This window comes from Microbacterium aurantiacum (assembly GCF_031625015.1).
GTDB classification, from domain to species: Bacteria; Actinomycetota; Actinomycetes; order Actinomycetales; family Microbacteriaceae; genus Microbacterium; species Microbacterium aurantiacum.
Map to the genome: position 1 here is coordinate 1,026,757 of NZ_JAHWXH010000001.1, position 18,037 is coordinate 1,044,793.

12 protein-coding genes are annotated in these 18,037 nt (G+C 71.4%); 8 read left to right on the forward strand and 4 right to left on the reverse strand.

Annotated features, from left to right (window positions below; translation table 11 throughout):
- Positions 1–8 precede the first annotated feature (8 nt).
- Complete coding sequence (locus KZC50_RS04895; protein ID WP_301134066.1) at positions 9–332, reverse strand: DUF2470 domain-containing protein; 324 nt, start codon at positions 330–332, stop codon at positions 9–11.
- A gap of 65 nt (positions 333–397) precedes the next feature.
- On the opposite strand from KZC50_RS04895, the gene KZC50_RS04900 reads away from it, so the two are divergent.
- Both KZC50_RS04900 and KZC50_RS04905 read left to right on the forward strand, forming a co-directional pair.
- Complete coding sequence (locus KZC50_RS04900; protein ID WP_310890813.1) at positions 398–1,663, forward strand: serine hydrolase domain-containing protein; 1,266 nt, start codon at positions 398–400, stop codon at positions 1,661–1,663.
- 4 nt (positions 1,664–1,667) lie between these two features.
- The gene (locus tag KZC50_RS04905) at positions 1,668–2,543 is read left to right on the forward strand and encodes an EamA family transporter (protein WP_053546906.1); all 876 of its coding nucleotides are present in this window, start codon (positions 1,668–1,670) and stop codon (positions 2,541–2,543) included.
- A gap of 16 nt (positions 2,544–2,559) precedes the next feature.
- Here KZC50_RS04905 and KZC50_RS04910 read toward each other — a convergent pair whose 3' ends face one another.
- Positions 2,560–3,657 (reverse strand): substrate-binding domain-containing protein, encoded by a 1,098-nt coding sequence (locus KZC50_RS04910; protein WP_310890814.1) that lies wholly within the window; start codon positions 3,655–3,657, stop codon positions 2,560–2,562.
- 216 nt (positions 3,658–3,873) lie between these two features.
- Between KZC50_RS04910 and KZC50_RS04915 the strand changes: the two genes are divergently transcribed.
- Entirely contained in the window at positions 3,874–8,742 is a 4,869-nt protein-coding gene (locus KZC50_RS04915) for an Ig-like domain-containing protein (RefSeq protein WP_310890815.1), read from the forward strand.
- Between the two features lie 64 nt (positions 8,743–8,806).
- Here the strand turns inward: KZC50_RS04915 and KZC50_RS04920 are convergent, their stop codons facing one another.
- Together KZC50_RS04920 and KZC50_RS04925 are read right to left on the reverse strand one after the other, a co-directional pair.
- Positions 8,807–9,916 (reverse strand): substrate-binding domain-containing protein, encoded by a 1,110-nt coding sequence (locus KZC50_RS04920; RefSeq protein ID WP_310890816.1) that lies wholly within the window; start codon positions 9,914–9,916, stop codon positions 8,807–8,809.
- Complete coding sequence (locus tag KZC50_RS04925; RefSeq protein WP_310890817.1) at positions 9,913–11,859, reverse strand: heparinase II/III domain-containing protein; 1,947 nt, start codon at positions 11,857–11,859, stop codon at positions 9,913–9,915. The genes KZC50_RS04920 and KZC50_RS04925 overlap by 4 nt, the downstream gene beginning before the upstream one ends.
- Positions 11,860–12,021: 162 nt before the next feature.
- On the opposite strand from KZC50_RS04925, the gene KZC50_RS04930 reads away from it, so the two are divergent.
- The 5 genes from KZC50_RS04930 to KZC50_RS04950 all read left to right on the forward strand — a co-directional run bounded on the left by KZC50_RS04930 (position 12,022) and on the right by KZC50_RS04950 (position 18,036).
- A complete protein-coding gene (locus tag KZC50_RS04930) occupies positions 12,022–14,043 on the forward strand; it encodes a DUF2264 domain-containing protein (RefSeq protein ID WP_310890818.1) in 2,022 nt (673 codons plus the stop codon).
- Positions 14,044–14,093: 50 nt separating this feature from the next.
- Entirely contained in the window at positions 14,094–15,395 is a 1,302-nt protein-coding gene (locus KZC50_RS04935) for an ABC transporter substrate-binding protein (protein WP_310890819.1), read from the forward strand.
- Positions 15,396–15,475: 80 nt separating this feature from the next.
- Positions 15,476–16,402, forward strand: coding sequence for a carbohydrate ABC transporter permease (locus tag KZC50_RS04940; protein ID WP_310890820.1), 927 nt, complete (start codon positions 15,476–15,478; stop codon positions 16,400–16,402).
- Positions 16,402–17,349 carry a carbohydrate ABC transporter permease gene (locus tag KZC50_RS04945; RefSeq protein ID WP_310890821.1) on the forward strand — a complete coding sequence of 316 codons (948 nt, stop codon included), beginning with the start codon at positions 16,402–16,404 and terminating at the stop codon, positions 17,347–17,349. The genes KZC50_RS04940 and KZC50_RS04945 overlap by 1 nt, the downstream gene beginning before the upstream one ends.
- Positions 17,350–17,352: 3 nt before the next feature.
- Complete coding sequence (locus KZC50_RS04950) at positions 17,353–18,036, forward strand: ferredoxin-NADPH reductase (protein ID WP_310890822.1); 684 nt, start codon at positions 17,353–17,355, stop codon at positions 18,034–18,036.
- Position 18,037 lies beyond the last annotated feature (1 nt).

The following is an 18,037-nucleotide window of genomic DNA, read 5'->3' on the forward strand; positions in this document are numbered from 1 at the left end:
CGACCGGCTCAGTCGTGCGGGCGGGGCTCGATGCCGAGGCGGCGGCAGGACTCGTCGTAGAGGGCCACGATCTCGCGGCGGAGGTGCGGGCGCTCGCTGATCGGGGCGCCGGGCCAGGCGACGACGACCTCGATCTCGCGGCCGCCGACGAGCGTCGCGACCCACGTGCCGGTATCGCCGTCGAGGTCGGTCATGACGGCTCCGACGATGTCGGCGGGTTCCACATCCGAGGGCGCGTGGGCTCGCGTGATGAGAAGATTGTCTTCCGCGTGGTCGCCGTTCATGTGGCCGAGAACGCCTGCTCGTGCGGCGTCGTCGAAGCGATGGCTCATCCCTCAACCATAGGGATCACGGGCGGGTGTGTTTGAATGCAAGTCACGATCAGCTGGGGGTGAGGATGCACGGTCGATTCAGCGTGCGCCGGGGCGTCGTCGCCGCGGCGGCGGTCATCGGCATGGTGCTGTCGCTGGCGGCCTGCACACCCGACCGGAGCGTGTCGATCGACGTGCCCCCGCAGGTCGAGGGGGCCCTCCCCGCTGAGACGCAGGAGCAGCTCGAGGCCGCCGTCGCGAACGCCATGTCGGCCGCCGGCGCATCCGGGGCGATCGTCGGCGTCTGGGCGCCATGGAGCGGGTCGTGGGTCGCCGGAGTCGGCACGCAGACCCCCGCCGGCGGGGGCGAGGTCACGACGGACATGCAGTTCGCCGCGGCGAAGTCCACACGGTCGATGACCTGCGACATCCTCTACCAGATCGCCGATCAGGGACTGGTCGCGCTCGACGACTCGATCACCGAGTACGTCGCGGCGGTGCCCGACCTCGAGGGGATCACCCTCGGGCAGCTGTGCGACGGCACGTCCGGCATCGGCTCGTACACGTCCCGGCTGCTCGGTCTGTGGCTCGACAACCCCGAGCGCCGGTGGGGTCCGCGCGAACTGGCGGCCTTCGGTCTCGGACAGGAGCGCACCGCCGAGCCGGGCGCGCAATATCGCGATTCGGATGCCGGCTACCTGCTCCTCGGGCTCGCGCTGGAGCGTGCGACCGGGAAGAGTGCGCGCGTGCTCGTCGAGGAGTACGTCGCCGACCCGCTCGACCTCACGGCGACGACCTTCGGTGCGCCGGCCGCAGAGGCCCCGGTCCTCACCGGACTCTTCGCGCGGCAGGAGGGCGACCGCCGCAACTGCCTCGAGCCCGTCGACATCACCGATCTCTCCCGCACCGTCGGCTTCACCGACGCCGGCGTGACGACCGACATCACCGACCTCGGTCGCTACGCGCAGGCACTCGCCACCGGTGCACTCGTCCCCGCGGGGGAGCGCCTGGAGGGTGCCCTCCCGGAGTCGGATTCGTCGGCATCGTGGCTCACCGTCGGCGGCGGCGTCTACCAGGCCGGTTCGCTCATCGGACAGCACGGCGTCTTCCCCGGCTACACCACGGCGGCCTACTCCGACCCGGAGTCGGGCCTGACGGTCGCGGTCGTCCTCAACCAGTCCGCGGGCGGATCGGGTTTCGGGGCCCGCCTCGCGTGGGAGCTCGCCGCCATCGCCTCCAAGGCCCCGGCGGCGTCGGGTCAGACCGCCCCGGCGGCCGGTCTCCCCTGGACGCCTGAGCAGTTCCACCAGGAGATCAGCGACAGCGCGATCTGCGCCGAGCCCATCTCATGATCCGGTGAGAGGCTCCCGGGGCGCGGCTCCCGCGGTCCTCTTCGTCGTCGTCGGGCTCTCCTGCCAGGAGATCGGCGCGTCGCTGGCCGTCCTCCTCTTCCCCGAGGTCGGCCCGCTCGGCATGGTGATGCTGCGGCTGGTGTTCTCCGCCGCACTCCTCCTCGCCATCGCGCGGCCGACGTTCCGCGGGTACGGGCGCGGCGACTGGCTCGCCGTGGCCGGATTCGGCCTGGTCCTGGCGACCATGAACGGGCTGTTCTACCTCGCGCTGGAGCGCCTGCCGCTCGGCATCACCGTGACGATCGAGGTGCTGGGGCCCCTCGTCCTGTCGATCGTGGCGAGCAGGCGGGCGTCGGCATGGCTGTGGGCGCTCCTCGCGCTCGCCGGTGTCGTCGCGCTCGCCGGCGGCGGGTGGGATCGCCTGGATCCGATCGGGGTCCTGTTCGCCCTCGGTGCGGCGGCCAGCTGGGCGTTCTACATCCTCGCGTCCGCGCGGGTGGGGCGGACCTTCCCGCGGCTCGACGGGCTCGCGTGGGCGATGCTCATCGGAGCGGCGATCGCGCTGCCCTTCGGCATCCTGGATGCCGGGTCCGCGCTGCTGCGGTGGGATCTCGTCGCGCTCGGCGCGGCCGTGGCCGTGCTGTCGTCCACCATCCCGTACGCCCTCGAGCTCATCGCCCTCCGACGCCTCCCGGCTGCGGCGTTCGCGATCCTGATGAGCCTCGCCCCGGCGACGGCCGCGCTCGCCGGCTTCCTGCTCCTCGGCCAGGAGCTGTCGCCGTGGGAACTCGTGGGGATCGGTCTCGTCATCGCCGCCAGCATCGGCGCCGTGCGCGCATCCGCCCGCGCGGCGCGGGAGGCGGCCGAGCCGCTGCCGTGAGCGGGCCCGACCGGAGTCAGCGCGCGGTGGATTCGCGGCGCCGCAGTTCGGGGAGGAGGTACGTGCGCTGCACCGGCCGCCGCCGACCGTCCGCGAGTCGCGCCGCCATCGTCTCGACCGCGAGGCGCCCCACCTGCTGCTTCGGCGGGCGCAGCGCCGTGATCGGCGGTTCCGCGCTCTCGGCGACCTCGTCGTCGTACGCGACGATCGCGAGGTCCGCGGGGAGGTTCCAGCCCCGGTCTCGTGCGTGCTGCTGGAAGAGCACCGCCTGAGGATCGGAGTGGATGGTCAGCGCCGTCGTCCCCGTGCGCCGGCACTCGTCGAGGATCCGATCGATCTCCGCTTCGCGGCCGGCTCCGGCGAGCGTGTCGAGGGCGGCCGAGCTGTCCACGGTCGCCACGAGGCCCAGCTCGCGGACCGCGCGCTTCCACCCCTTGCGGAGGGGCGCGGACGTCGGCGATCCCGGGGACGTGAGTAGACCCACCCGGCGGTGGCCGCGCTCGGCGAGGTGGCGCGCGGCGAGGGTTCCGCCGACCACATGGTCGGAGGTGACCCACTCCACGCGGGTGAGCCCGAGCGCCGACGGCGCGTGGCGTTCGACGAGGACGACGGGGAGCGGGATGTCGTCCAGCCACTGCAGGAGGGTTGCCCCCTCGGGGCCGGAGGTCTCGGCCGCCACGATGAGTCCGTGGAGGCTCTCCCCGTCCAGGAGCGAGGCGATCTGGCGACGCTGGTCGTCGACCGCGTAGCTCGCGCCGCGGAGGACGAGCTGGACGCCCGTGGCGGATGCCGCGGCACGAGCCCCCAGGATGATCTGCGGCCAGTAGTACGACAGCGACGGCACGATCATCCCCACGCGGTACTTCGGGGGTCCCGCCGCGCGGCGCTGCGGGATGCTGGTGTCCAGAGCGCTCCGCAGCGTCGCGCCGCCGTGCACGCGGGTGAGCAGTCCCTGGTCGGCGAGCGCGCCGATGTCGCGTCGGACGGTCAGCTCTGCGACGCCGAGATCGCGGGCGAGATCGGAAACGCGGACGCTGCCGCTGCGGTGGAGCTCATCGAGGATGCGTTCGCGTCGGGTGAGACCGAAGGCCGGCGGCGGGGGAGTGGGGGACACCTCGGATCTCCTTCGATCCCGTGGGATGGTGTGCGAATACGTTCGCCCCGACCCTAGTCCCGCCGGGCATGTTCGCGGAAACACTGCGCTGGCCGCGCGGGTGGTGTTCGAGTGCGAGCGAGCATGGTCGAGTCGGATCGTTCCGGTTGGTCGCAGCGCCCGCCTCTGTTTTCCTGACTGACGTCCCCCTGTGTCTCTCATCGACGAGGAAGTCCCATGACACCGCTGTCATCGGCCCGGACGACCGCTGCGCTCACCGCGTTCGCCGTCGCCCTGGGTACCGTCCTGATCCCCCTGACACCCGCCGCCGCGGCACCGGCCGCTCCGGCATCCGTCGTTCCGGCATCCGTCGCCGGCGCGCCCGTCGGGGGCGCACCGCCGGCACTCGACGAGCTGCCCACCCTCACCTACGAGGACGTGGCCGAGTGGGCGGAGGTGCTTGTCCACGGCGACGACGTCGAGCGCGACGCCGCAGGCCTGCCCTTCAACACCTTCGGCGGCTTCGGCTCGGTGTCGTGCAACAACACCTCGAACCTGCTGCTGGACTACAAGGAAGAGCAGCCCGACGTCTACTGGCGCATCATGCACCTGCTCTTCGACCCCGACACCGGTGCGGGGCTGAAGCACATCAAGGTCGAGCTCGGGGCCGACAACAACACCTCCTCCGGCGCGGAACCGGCCACGAAGCGCTCCGCCGACGAGCCGGCGAACGTCCTGCGCGGTGCCGGATTCCACTTCATCGCCGACGCCCAGAGCATCAACCCCGACATCGAGGTCGAAGCCCTCCGCTGGGGCGAGCCGTCCTGGACGCGCGGGGAAGCCGACCTCCGCTACCAGTGGTACAAGGAGACGATCGACGCCGCGTACGACACCTACGGCGTCGAGTTCGACTACCTCAGCCCGTCGCAGAACGAGGTCCACGCCAACTACATCGGCTCGGAGCTTGCATGGACGGTCGACTTCGCCGAGCGCCTCGAGCGGGATGCCGAGGCCGACGGTGCCCGGTACGACTACAGCGACATCAAGATCGTGGCGCTGGATTCGTACCGCAACGTCGGCGCGGTCTCGCGCGCGATCCTCGCCAGCCCCGCCGCCCTCGAGCAGGTGGACGCCATCGGCTACCACTACGACATCGCCGGCGACCCGGCGCTCACCCGCCTGAACAAGGAGTTCGGGATGGAGGTGCTGTACTCCGAGGGCGTCGCGCCGATGATCGATCCCGAGTACCGCATCAACGCCGACCCGGCCCGCGGCGGCATCGGCGGAACCGTCGGCGCGGTCGACATCGCCGACCGGTTCATCAACGCCTACCGGTGGAGCGGCACCGAGCCGCACCCCGGCCACATGACCACCTTCCTGTTCCAGCCCGCGGTCAGCGCGATGTACGAGGGGTCCCAGTACTCCCCGAAGCACCTGATCCGCGCCTCCGACCCGTGGTCCGGCTACTACGAGGGCGGCGTCGGCATCACCGTCGTGCGCCACTTCATGCAGTTCATGGACGACGGCTGGGAGTACATCGAGGGAGCATCGGGCGGGGACGGGGCGAAGGGCGACGGCGGAACGGTCGTCGACACGTCCACCCGCACCATCCTGACGCTGCGGACGCCCGAGGCGCAGGTCGCCGCCGGCGAGGACCTGGAGTTCTCGCAGGTCCACGCCAACAACACCTCCACCACCCGCAACTTCGAGGTGAAGGTGGCGGCGCTCGGAACGGATGCCGACACCCCGCTGTCGGTGTGGGAGACCCGCGGCCCCGACGCCGGTGAGGCCTACGACGCGAACCACTTCCAGAACATCGGCAAGGTGGTGCCCGTCCGCACCGAGACGATCGACGGCGTCGACCATCACGTCTACCAGGTGCAGGTGCAGCCCTACTCCATCGTCACGCTGTCGACGCTCCCGCGCGGCATCCACGGGTCGACGACCGAGTACGCGCCCGACCTTTACGCGGCACCGGTGGAGGACTCCGTCCTCGCCCTGCCCTACGCCGATGACTTCGAGTACGCCGACTACGCGCTGGAGACCGTCAACGGCGTCGAGATGGACTACGTCACCCGACGCGGCGGGACGCCCCGCTACACCGCCGACCAGAACGGCGCGTTCGAGGTGGTCGCGGGCGAGGGCGACCGCGGCAACGTCCTGCAGCAGCGGATCCACGCCGACAACCGCGGCTACACGTGGAACGTGTGGGGCGACGGGTCCCAGCGGAACCCGTCGACCGCGAACCCCGCGACGGTGCTGGGTGACCACTCCTGGACGAACTACACCGCCTCGGTGGACTTCCGCCTCGACGAGGTCGTGCGCGACGCGTCGCTGGAGAACTTCGCGGGCCTCGGCGTGCGGCAGGTGGTGGCCGAAGGCGCCGATCTCGCGACCTACGCCGCCCGCGTGCACGCCGACGGCCGCTGGGAGCTGCGCAAGCTCGGGTCCACGGTCGCATCGGGCTCGGTGTTCCTCTTCGACGCCGCCGCCTGGCACACCCTGGAGGTCTCGGCCGACGAGAACATCATCACGGTGACCCTGGACGGCGAGACGCTGACCGTCTACGCGGACACCGCGCCGAACCCGACCATGGCCGGCCGGATCTCGCTCCTGAGCGGCTACTACAACACCTCCTTCGACGACCTCGCGATCGCCCCGATCGAGGGCCGCTCCTGGGAGGGCGTGAAGATCGACGACGCGGATGCGCGGATCTCCTACCCGCAGGGCTTCTCGTTCACCCAGGCGGGGTACGCCCACCTGAACCGCACGCAGCACGTCCTCGCGACCGGGCGCTCGGCATCCTTCGCCTTCGAGGGGACCGGGTTCAACCTGATCGGTGCGACCGGTGCGGCGACCCTGTCGATCGTGGTCGACGACGAGCCCGCGCGGACGGTCGCGGTCGGTCCCGTCGGCAACCGCCAGACGTCGTACTGGCTGCGGGGTCTGGCCGACGGTCCGCACGAGGTCACGGTGACCGTGGCGTCGGGAACGCTGGTCCTCGACGGCGTCGACGTCGTGCGCGGTGGCGCGTCCGGCGGCCCCGTCGATCCGAGCGAGCGCCCGGTCGAGGTCCTCGAGACCCTGCCCCGCACGGCGACGACGCTCGGACAGGTCCCCGACCTCCCGGCGACCGTGGAAGCACGCAGCGAGGCCGGCGAGACGATCGACGCCCCGGTGCGCTGGACGGCGACGCCCTCGCAGTTCGGCACGGCGTACGCGCTGGTCAAGATCGACGGCGTCTTCGAGGGCAACCCCTCGCTCGCGGTCAGCGCGTTCGTCGAGGTGATCCCCGCCGGCGTGCGGTACTTCGTCGACGCGAACGCCCCGGGCGACGCGACGGCACACGCGGCCGTCCGCGCCGCTCGCGGGGATGGGCTCGTCAACACCACCGCCGACGGCGTCTACTCCGACGCATCCGGGTGGGGACGCGTGGGGTCGTACAGCGGGAAGGGGCGGTTGAACGTCTCCCCCTACGACAAGATGCGCGAGACGGGCTGGTACTCCTCCTCCGCGTCGACCCCGATCGTCTACCGGTTCGCGCTGCCCGCGGGTACGCACGAGATCGCCTCCGGCCACACCGAATGGTGGAATCCCGGGACGAACCGGACCCGCCGGGTCGCCACGACGGTCTCCTACACGGATGCCGGGGGCCAGGCACGCACGGTCGACATCGGCGCGCACGCGTTCCCGAACGGCTCGCTCGGAACCTCGACGGTGCTCCGCGGTGCGTTCACCCTCGACCAGCCCACGACGGTGACGTTCACCGTCTCCGGTGCCGGGGGCACGGAGTCCCCCGCGCTCAGCTGGGTGGCCATCAACGACCCGCCGGCCGACCCGGTCGACCGGGCACCGCTGGAGGAGGTCCTCGAGCGGGCGGGGGCGACCTCGAGTCGCGCGTACACCGCGGAGTCGTGGCAGAACCTGCGCGCCGTCGGGCTCGAGGCGCGGGCGGTCTACACCGACCCGAGCGCGACGCAGGAGCAGCTCGACGCCGCCGTCGCGGCGGTCGAGGAGGCGCTCGCGGACCTCGTGGAGGTGGCGTACCTGCCGCTCGCCGACTACCGCATCGCCGTCGAGGTCGGCGAAGAGCCGGTGCTCCCGGAGCAGGTCGCGCTGGCCACGGTCAGCGGCGCTCAGCAGGAGGTTCCGGTCCAGTGGTCGGGGACGGCCGTCGCCGGTGAGGCCTTCACGACCTCGCGGGTGGCCGGTGTCGCCGCCGGTGTCCCGGTCTCGCTGACGGTGGAGACGATCCCCGCGCGCACGGTCTACTTCATCGACGCGGCCGGGGTCGAAGGCGACAACGCCTCGAACGCCGGGGTGGACTCTCCCGCGCATGCCGCGGTGCGGGCCCTCCGCGGGGAGGAGCTGCGCAACGCGTCGGCCGATGCGCCTTACACCGAGGAGACCGGGTGGGGTCTGGTGAACCCGATCGACTCCGGTGCCGGATTCGTCGGTGCGAAGGCGCGCGTCCCGGGGACATGGGACATCTCCCGCAGCACCGGATGGTGGGCCAGCGCCGGGGGTTCCATCGACTATCGCCTCTCGCTCCCTGCGGGAGAGTTCGAGCTCACCTCGGGGTACTACGAGTGGTGGGGGGTGACCCGGGAGGTCCAGCCCAGCGTGACCGTCGGCGACGAGGTGATCACGGGCGACCCGGTGGCACTGTCGGCGGGGACCCCCCAGGGGCGATCGACGATCCGGTTCACCCTGGACGAGCCCACCGAGGTCCTCTTCCGTGCCGCGCGCGGCGCCGGAACGGCCGATCCCGTCCTCAGCTGGATCGCCGTCGCCGACGTCACCGCCCCGGCGCCGCCGACCCTCGCGGTCACGGCGTCGACCACGACGCGGTGCCTCGCGGGCAAGATCCTCGTCACGGTCACGACGGGCAACGACGACACCGTGCCGGTGCGCACCGAGATGACCACGCCGTGGGGGAGCAAGACCCTGACGATCCAGCCGGGGAAGCGATCCTCGATCGCCTTCTCGACTCGGGCCCCGTCGATCGAGGACGCGTCGGTGACCGTCGTCTCGAGCGGTGACCGGGACGGCGAGCAGATCCGTCAGTCGGAGGAGATCGCCGTCAGCGCGGCATCCTGCGGCTGAGCACGGACGCCGAAGGGGGTGGAGAACCGGGTCTCCACCCCCTTCGGCGTGCGATCGGCGCGGATCAGGGGCGCCGCGGCGACGCCGTCGAACCGCGGACGTTCAGCGTCGGGCTGAGCACGACCCGGTGGACCGGACGGCTCGGGTCCTCCAGGCGCCGGGCGAGGAGATCGACGGCGGCCGCCCCGACCGACGCGCGCGGCGGGGAGACGGCGGTGAGGGCGGGCGTGAACAGCTCGGCCACCTCGTCGTCGTAGGCGACGATCGAGAGGTCCTCGGGGACGGAGATCCCGCGGTTCAGTGCGAGGTCGACGAAGGCCATCGCCTCCGGATCGGAGTGCACCACCAGGGCGGTGACCCCCTGTGACAGCGCGGTGTCCAGGGCGGCATCCACGGCGGCCGAGAAGTCCGCGCTGGTGCGCGGGGGCAGGACGGACTCGAAGTGGTCGCTCTGCGTCAGCTCGAGCTCGCGGCAGGCCGCGTGCCACCCCGCGACGATCTTGCGGGAGGTGGGGGATTCGCGGGAGATGATCAGCCCCACCCGGCGGTGTCCGAGAGCGGCGAGATGGCGTGCCGCGAGGACCGCTCCCAGCGCATGGTCCGTCGTCACCGACTCGACCGGCGCGCGATCGGGGAGGAGCACGGCGTCGCGCTCGACCAGGACGCTCGGAACCCCCGAGTCGGCGAGCCACTGGACGACATCCTGGGCGTGGAGGGTGTCGGTGTTCGGCGCGACGATGAGCCCGCGGACATCGTCACGGTGCACGAGGCGCTCGAGGACGGGACGCTCGTCCTGCAGCTCGTAGGACGCGCCGCGCAGGAGGAGCCCGAGCCCGTGTCGCTGCGCCTCGATCTCCGCGCCGCGGACCACTCCCGGCCAGTAGTAGTTCAGCGAGGGGACGAGCATCGCAAGCGAGCCGGTCGCCGTCGTCGGCGTGGCGGAGGGCGCGGGGCCCGCGCTCGCGCTGCCCGCCGGCGGTGGGACGGCGCCGCCGTGCACCCGCACCAGCAGGCCCTCGCGCTCCATCTGGGCGAGGTCGCGCCGCAGCGTCACGGGGGCCACGCCCAGCTCGTCCATCAGCGTCGCCACCCGCACCGCGCCGTCGCGCTCGAGGGCGGCCAGGACGTGGGCGCGGCGCTCGGCGGCGAGCAGGGCCGGCATCTGGTCGGTCATCGGGGGTCCTCCGTGCTCGCGTGGTCCAGTTCTATCGTGACAGTGGCCTCCGTGCCGTCTCCCAGGGGGAGATCGATCCGGGTCAGCCGGTGCCCCCACACGTCGGTGAGCAGGGGATCGTCGAGCGGACGCACCGTCGCCGTCGCCGTGACCTTCGGGTTCCACCGTAGGCGTACAATTCGCGCACCCTCCAGCGGGCGAATGACGGCGCCGTCGTCGTCGAGCTCCACCTCGCCCGCGACCAGCATGCGCACCTCGCTTCCGGTGGCGCCGGGGCGCGGCGTCGCGCGGACGTCCCGGATCGTCACCGTCCGGGCGGCCCGATCCAGTCGCGCGGTCCGCGACCAGCCGGCGGCGTCGCGGTAGGCGCCGGAGAGCTCGAGGAACATTTCCACCCCCGCGGCATCCCGCGCCACGTCCACGGCGGTTGCCGCGTGCTCCCGGCCGGAGAGCTGCTCGCCGCCGTCGATCACGGGGACGTTGTGCCACCCGCTCTGCATCGTCCAGATGTCGTATCGGCGAGGCCCGAAGGTGTCCTTCGTGTACGTCGGGCGGCCCGCATCGACGACGACCGGCACGCCGTCGACGGCGACGACGAACGAGCCCACGTCGTTGTGGTTGTGGTTCTCGCCGTTGTGCCCGCCCTTCACCGCCAGCGTGAGTCCGTGCGCGCTTCCCGCCCGTTCTCGGGCGACGAGCACCTGCGTCGACGGGAGCCACACCTCGGCGGGGAGGGGTGCGTGCGCTTCGGTCGCAGCGAGCCAGGCCGCGTCGGTCATCCCCATGAGGAGGCGCCCGAGTCCCTCGTGCACGGATGCCGCGGGGGTGCCGGGCCGCCGGTGGGAGGCCGCGTGGGCGGCGGCATCGGCGTCGCCCACGCGCGTGGCCGCACGGTGGAGCGCGTGCCAGGGCTGTTCGGCGGGAGGCCGGGCCTGCCCGTCGGCCAGGTTCAGGTACCACGCTCCGCCGAGATGCATCCGATGCGGGAAGGCGACGGTCTCGCGCAGGGCGGGGAGGGGGAAGGCGTCGACGCCGCCGCGCGTGGCGTGCAACAGCAGCTCGAGCGCCTCGAGCGCGCGGCAGGCCCCGTTCCACCAGTAGGCGTAGCCCTCGTCGATCGCCCCGTCGGCGGGGAGGGAGGTGACGTAGCGGTCCATCCCGTCGACGACGAGGGCGATGATCCGGGCGCGCTCCGCCGCGTCGGCCGGGTCGTCCATCAGCCGCAGCGCCGCGACGAGGACGTTGCCGTGGATCCAGGGATTCCAGTTGTGGGCGTCGCCGGGCTCTCCGAGCCAGTGCCAGTCGCGCCGTTCGAGGAACGGCCCGAGGACGCGCACGCGAACCTCGCGTCGGATGCGTGCCCGGATGCCGGGATACCGGGCGTCCAGCTCGCGGCCGAGGAGATGGTCGATCCAGGCGAGCTGCCCGGCGACCTCTCCCGAGCCGAGGTCGAGGAACGGCGTGTCGACGTCGGGGAGCACGCTGCCGCCGCGCGCGAAGGCGTCATCATGCGCCGGCCAGCACCAGGAACTCTGCTCGCAGAGGAGCCAGATCCCGTCCAGCACCTCGGCCAGCCACCGAACGTCGGCGGTCGTCGCGGCAGCGATCGCGGCGCGACTGAGCCGCCGCTGACGGGCGAACGCGAGCTGCTCCCACCCGTCGCGGTCGCCGTCGAGGTGGAGGCGCGCAGCGCCGCTCGCGAGCGGCTGCGGCCACGGAGTGCCCCGTTCGGCCTCGGCCTCCGCCGTGACGAGGGCCCGAGTGGTCGGGTCCGCGGTTCCCGATGCGCCCCAGGCGGCGCGATCGGCGGCGGCCGGGACGGGGAGCGCCTCGGCGGGGTCGACGAGCATCCGCGCGAGCGCGGCCTCGACATCCGGCATCGGAAGATCGCCCCAGATCAGCGCCCGGACGCCTCCCCGCGACCCTGCCACCGTGTGCTCCATGCATCCTCCTCGTCGAGCCGCCGTGAGATCGTTGGCTGTTGCACCGATCCGGCAAAGCAACCAAAAACGATCATAGGCGCTCCAGAACGCTCTTGCAATGAACGAAATGGGTTGCTACGCTCCCAAACGTTCGCTTCAGAGAAGAACGTCCCAGGAGAGCCAATGCCGGTTCCATCGCACCCCACCGCCGCGATACCGTCCGTGTCGCCGCGTGAGCGCGCGGACGCGGCGTGGACGCGGGACCACTGGCTCGCACTCGCCGACCGCCTGCTGACCGCCGCGCGCGGGTTCGCCTCGCCGGGAGGTGCGCGGATCACCTACCCGGGCGCCGAGGGCGGGTACGGGGCGGACGTCGACGGACTCGAAGGCTTCGCGCGGACCTTCCTCCTGGCCGCCTTCCGCATCGCCGGATCGCGCGGCATCGGGACCGAGGACCTCGCGGAGGACTTCCGGCGCGGGATCGTCGCCGGCGTCGACCCCCTCGCGCCGGACCGCTGGGTGCGCCTCGACGAGCACGCGCAGGCCAAGGTGGAGGCCGCTTCGCTCGCCCTCGGCCTCGACATGACTCGGCCGTGGATCTGGGACCGTCTCGATCAGGCGACGCAGGCGCGCGTGATCGCCTACCTCGCGCCCGTCGTCGGCGACGACACCTACCCGCGCACGAACTGGCTGTGGTTCCGGGTCGTCGTGCAGACCTTCCTGCGCTCCGTGGGTGGCCCCTGGTCGGAGGCCGACATCGCCGCCGACCTCGCGCTCCACGATTCCCTCGTGCGGGAGGACGGCTGGATCTCGGATGGGATCGAGCGCTCGTACGACCACTACGTCGGCTGGGCGCTGCACGTCTACCCGATGCTCTGGTCGCGCATGCAGGGCGCGATGGATCTCGCCGCGCCGCGCCATGACGCCGACGTCGCCCGACTGGATCGATTCCTCCAGGATGCCGTGCACCTCGTCGGCGGCGACGGCTCGCCCCTCATCCAGGGCCGCAGCCTCATCTACCGCTTCGCCGCGGCCGCGCCCTTCTGGGCCGGTGTGCTGGCCGAGGTGCCCTCGGTCCCGCTCGGGCGCCTGCGCGGTGCGGCCACGGCGGTCGTCTCGCACTTCGTCGAGCACGGCGTTCCGAACGCGGAGGGCGTGCTGGATCTCGGATGGCACGGTCCGTGGCGTGCGCTGGCCCAGTCGTACTCGGGCCCGGGGTCGCCGTATTGGGCGGTCAAGGGTCTGCTCGGCATCCTCCTCCCCGGAGACCACCCCGTCTGGGCCGCGCCGGTCGAACCGCTCCCCATCGCGCAGGCGGATGAACTGCGCGCGGTCCGCGCGGCGGGCTGGATCGTCTCCGCGACGCGCGAGGACGGGATCGTGCGGGTGATCAACCACGGCACCGATCACGCGCCGGAGGGTGCGCTCGTCGGCGACTCGCCGCTGTACGCGCGGATCGGCTACTCCACCACGACCTCCCCCCTGCTCGACGAGCGCGCGTGGGAAGACCCGGTTGAGCAGTCGGTGACGCTCGTCGACCGACGCGGTCGTGCCACGCACCGTGCCGCGATGCAGCTCCTGGGTGTGGAGGTGCAGGGCCACGGCGATGCGCGCGTGGGTGTCGCGTCCTCCCTCTGCCGCCCCCACTGGATCACGCCGGTCCGCTCCGCCGCCCAGCACGGCTCGGGGCTGGCGGGCGCGGTCGAGGTGGCCGGCACCATGCTCGTCCACTCGATCGTCCGCGGTCCGTGGGAGGTCCGCCTCGTCCGGCTGACCGAGCCGGCCGCGACCACCGAACCGCGCCAGCTGCGGATCGGGGGATGGGCGCTCGCGGCCGACGCGGTCGAGCAGGCGCTGCTCCCGGCCGGGGCCGATGCGGGCTCGGGCGCGTGGGCGTTCGCGGGCGACCGTCGCAGCGGCATCCGTGCCCTGAGCGACGGTGCCGTCCCGGCCTTCGACGTCCGCGCCGACGCCAGCCCGCTCGGGCCCGAGGCCGTCGTCCCCACGCTCACGTTCGCCGCCCGCGCCGAGCACTGGTACGCCGTGCTCATCGAACTCACCGGCAGGTCCTCCCGATCGTGGGGGACCGTCGGAAGCGCCGTCGTCGACGACGCACAGACCTCCGTCGCGGTCACCTGGCCCGATGGAACGGCGACCACGAGTCGCCTGACACACCCCGGCGTCGCGCCGCCCGCGAACCGGTGATCCCGAGGGGCCCGATGGTGGGCCCGCACCTACAAAGGAGTACATCCACAATGAAGCGCACCCACGTCGCCGCCGCCGGTATGGCCGTCGTCGCGTCGCTCTCGCTCGCCGCGTGCAGCGGCGGCGGCAGTGGCGAGGCAGCCCCCGCTGACGGGCCGATCACCCTCACCCTGTCGGGCTGGAGCCTGGACACGACCCCCGAGTTCCAGGCGCTCGCCGACGCCTTCACCGAGCAGAACCCCGACGTGACGGTCGAGCTCATGGGCTACGACGCCGCCGAGTACAACACGCTGCTCACCGCCGACCTGGCCGCCCGCAGCGGCCCCGACATCATCACCCAGAAAGAGGTGAAGTTCGTCCCGACCTTCGTCGAGGGCGGCCAGCTCCTCGACGTGTCGGACGTGGAGCTTCCCGACGGCATCAGCGGCGCCGGGTCCTACGAGGTCGACGGCGCCACGTACGCCGTGCCCTACCGCAACGACTCGTGGGTCCTCTTCTACAACAAGGCGATGTTCGACGCCGCGGGCGTCGACTACCCCGACGGGTCCTGGACGTGGGACGACTACGAGGCCGCGGCCGAAGAGCTGACCGCGGGCCTCACCGGTGCGGGCATGGACGCCCGTGGTGCGTACCAGCACTCCTGGCAGTCGACGGTCCAGGGCTTCGCGAACGCGCAGACCGGCTCCGACATCCTCGAGGGCGAGTACGGCTACTTGGCGCCCTACTACCAGCGGGTGCTGGACATGCAGGACGCCGGCGCGCAGATCGACTTCAACACCGCCGGCGCGAACCAGCTCACCTACCAGGGCGAGTTCGGCACGCAGAAGGCCGCGATGCTGCCGATGGGCACGTGGTACGTCGCGACCCTCATCGCCCAGCAGGCCTCGGGCGACGCTCAGGACTTCGAGTGGGGCATCGCGCCGATCCCCCAGGAGAGCGCCTCCACCGCCGGCACCGACAACGTCCCCGTCACCTTCGGCGACCCGACCGGTTTCGGCATCAACGCCGCGATCGACGAGTCGAAGGTCGAGGCCGCCAAGGACTTCCTCGCCTTCGCGGCGGGCGAAGAGGGCGCGCAGATCCTCGCCGAGATCGGCATCACGCCGGCCCTGCTCACCGACCCGGTCGTCGAGACGTACTTCGCCGTCGACGGTGCGCCCACCGATGAGCTGTCGCTGTTCGCCTTCTCCACCCACGAGGTCCTGCCCGAGAACCCCACGTCCAACCGCACCGCGGCGATCCAGGGCATCCTGGGCGACATGCACTCGGCGATCCTGTCCGGCTCGACGTCGGTCGAGGACGGCATCGCCGAAGCGCAGGAGCGCGTGGCCAACGAGGTCCCTCAGGGCTGATCCCTTCGCTGCCCGGCGGTCGCGCCGCCTCCGCCGGGCAGCACCCCCTCTTCCTCGCCCCTTCTCATCGGAGATCCGACATGGCGACTGTCACCGCCCCGCCTGCTGCACCGCCCTCGCCGGCGCGCCGCCGCTCGAAGATGCGCCTGCGCAACACGATGGTCGGCTGGAGCTTCATCCTGCCGAACTTCCTCGGCTTCGGGCTGCTCACGCTCGTGCCCATCCTGATCCTCTTCTACATGGCGTTCACGAACTGGAACGTCTTCGGCCGAGCCGACTGGGTGGGCCTGGAGAACTTCGAGCGCCTCCTCGGCGACGGCAGCTTCCGGATCGCCTTCCTCAATACGCTCTACTACGCGGCGCTGCACATCCCGCTGACGATCGTCGTCGCGCTCGGACTCGCGCTGCTGCTCAACAACAAGCTGCGCGGCGTGGCCTTCTTCCGCACCGCCGCCTTCTTCCCCTACATCACCTCGATCGTGGCGATCGCCGTGGTGTGGAACCTGCTCTTCAGCCCCGACTACGGCCCGATCAACGAGATGCTCCGCTTCATCGGCATCCAGAATCCGCCCGGGTGGCTGACCTCGCCCGAGTGGGCGATGCCCGCCGTCGTGATCGTCGGCACGTGGCGCGACATGGGCTACTACATGATCCTCTTCCTCGCGGGGCTGCAAACCGTGCCGCGCGAGCTCCACGAGGCGGCCCGCGTCGACGGGGCGAACGTCTGGGAGCGGTTCGTCAACGTGACCCTGCCCTGCCTGCGCCCGACCATGTTCTTCGTGACGGTGATGCTCACCATCAACTCGTTCAAGATCTTCGACCTCATCCTCGTCATGACCGACGGCGGTCCGGGGCAGTCGACGCTCGTGCTGTCGCAGTTCATCTTCCGCAAGGGCTTCGAGGAGAGCCAGTTCGGCTACGCCTCCGCGGCCGCCGTGGCCCTCTTCTTCCTCTGCATCACCGTGACCGTCGCGCAGTTCCTCTGGAACAAGAAGCGGAGCATCTGATGACCGACCAGATTCAGAAGGATGCCGAGATCCTCGTCTCGGAGTTCGCCCCGCCGCCCGCGCAGCGCCGCGCGCTCCGCAAGCTCGGCGACGCCGCTCCCGCCCCGGCGGATCGCCTCTCGCCGCGCCGTCGCGTGGCGCGGGCGCTCATGTACGTCGCGCTGATCGTCTTCGCGATCGGTCTGCTCACCCCGTTCTTCTGGATGGTGATGAGCTCGCTGAAGTCGGCGAACGAGGTCTTCTCGGTGCCGATCACGTGGTTCCCGGACACGATCGTGTGGCAGAACTACATCGACATCTGGACCCGGTCGAACATGCTGACCTGGATCCGGAACACCCTGTTCCTGGCGGTCGTGGTGACGTTCCTGCAGGTGCTCACCGGGTCGTTCGCCGCGTACGGCTTCGCCCGCGTGCGCTTCCCCGGACGCGACGTGCTCTTCCTCCTGTACGTCGGCACCATCGCCGTGCCGTGGCAGTCGTACATGATCCCGCAGTTCATCCTGCTGTCGAACATGCAGGTGTCAAACACGCTCTGGTCGATCATCCTGCTGCAGGCCTTCGGCGCCTTCGGCGTGTTCCTGATGAAACAGTTCTACGAGACCATCCCCGAGGAGCTGTCCGAGGCGGCGCGCCTCGACGGGCTCAGCGAGTACGCGATCTGGCGGCGCATCATGCTGCCGCTGTCGATCCCGGCGCTCGCGAGCCTGACGCTCCTCACCTTCGTCTCGACGTGGAACGACTACCTCGGACCGCTCATCTATTTGCGCAACCCCGACCTGTGGACGATCCAGCTCGGTCTCCAGAGCTTCGTGTCCAACCTGTACGACACCAACTACGCGCTGCTGTTCGCGGGGCTGACGATCTCGATCGTCCCCATCGCGATCATCTTCCTCCTCGGGCAGAAGTACTTCGTCGAGGGCATCGCGACCAGCGGATTGAAGGGCTGAGCGATGAGCCGCTTCTTCCGACACGACGTGATCAGCGGGATCATCGGGTTCGTCTTCCTGATCCTGGTCACCAACCTCGCCCTCCTGGTGACGGCGCTGCCCCTCGTGGTGCTCCTGGTGACGACCGACCCCGCGCGCTCCTGGCCGCTGCTCGCGGTGGCCGCGCCGCTGGCGGCGCCCGGGGTGGCGGCGGCGTTCCGCGCCTTCCGCGAGCACGTCTCCGGTGACCTCGGGCCCCTCCGCGCCTTCGCGCGGGGGCTCCGCGAGACGTGGCGGGCCGCGCTCGTCATCGGTGTCGCGGTCACGGCCGTGGTGCTGATCCTCGTCGTCGACGTGCGCGTGCTGGCCGACAGCCCGGTCTCCGTCGTGACGGTGCCGGTGCTGGCGGTGTTGGCTGTCCTGACGCTCATGGCGGGGCTGCTGTCGCTCGTCGCGGTCGCCGAGGTGCCGCACGCCCGGGCGGTCGACGTCCTCCGCGCGGCGCTCGTCCTCGGGACGCGGCGCTGGTACCTCACCGCCGCATCCCTGGGTGCGCTCGCCGTGCAGGTCGCCGTGTTCGCCACCGCCCCCGCGATCGGGCTCGGGGTGACCGCATCCGCCGTCCTGTACTTCGCGTGGACCAACTCCCGCTTCACCCTGCGCCCGGTGCTCGACCTCGATCCCGTCGCCGACCCGGCGACGGCGTGAG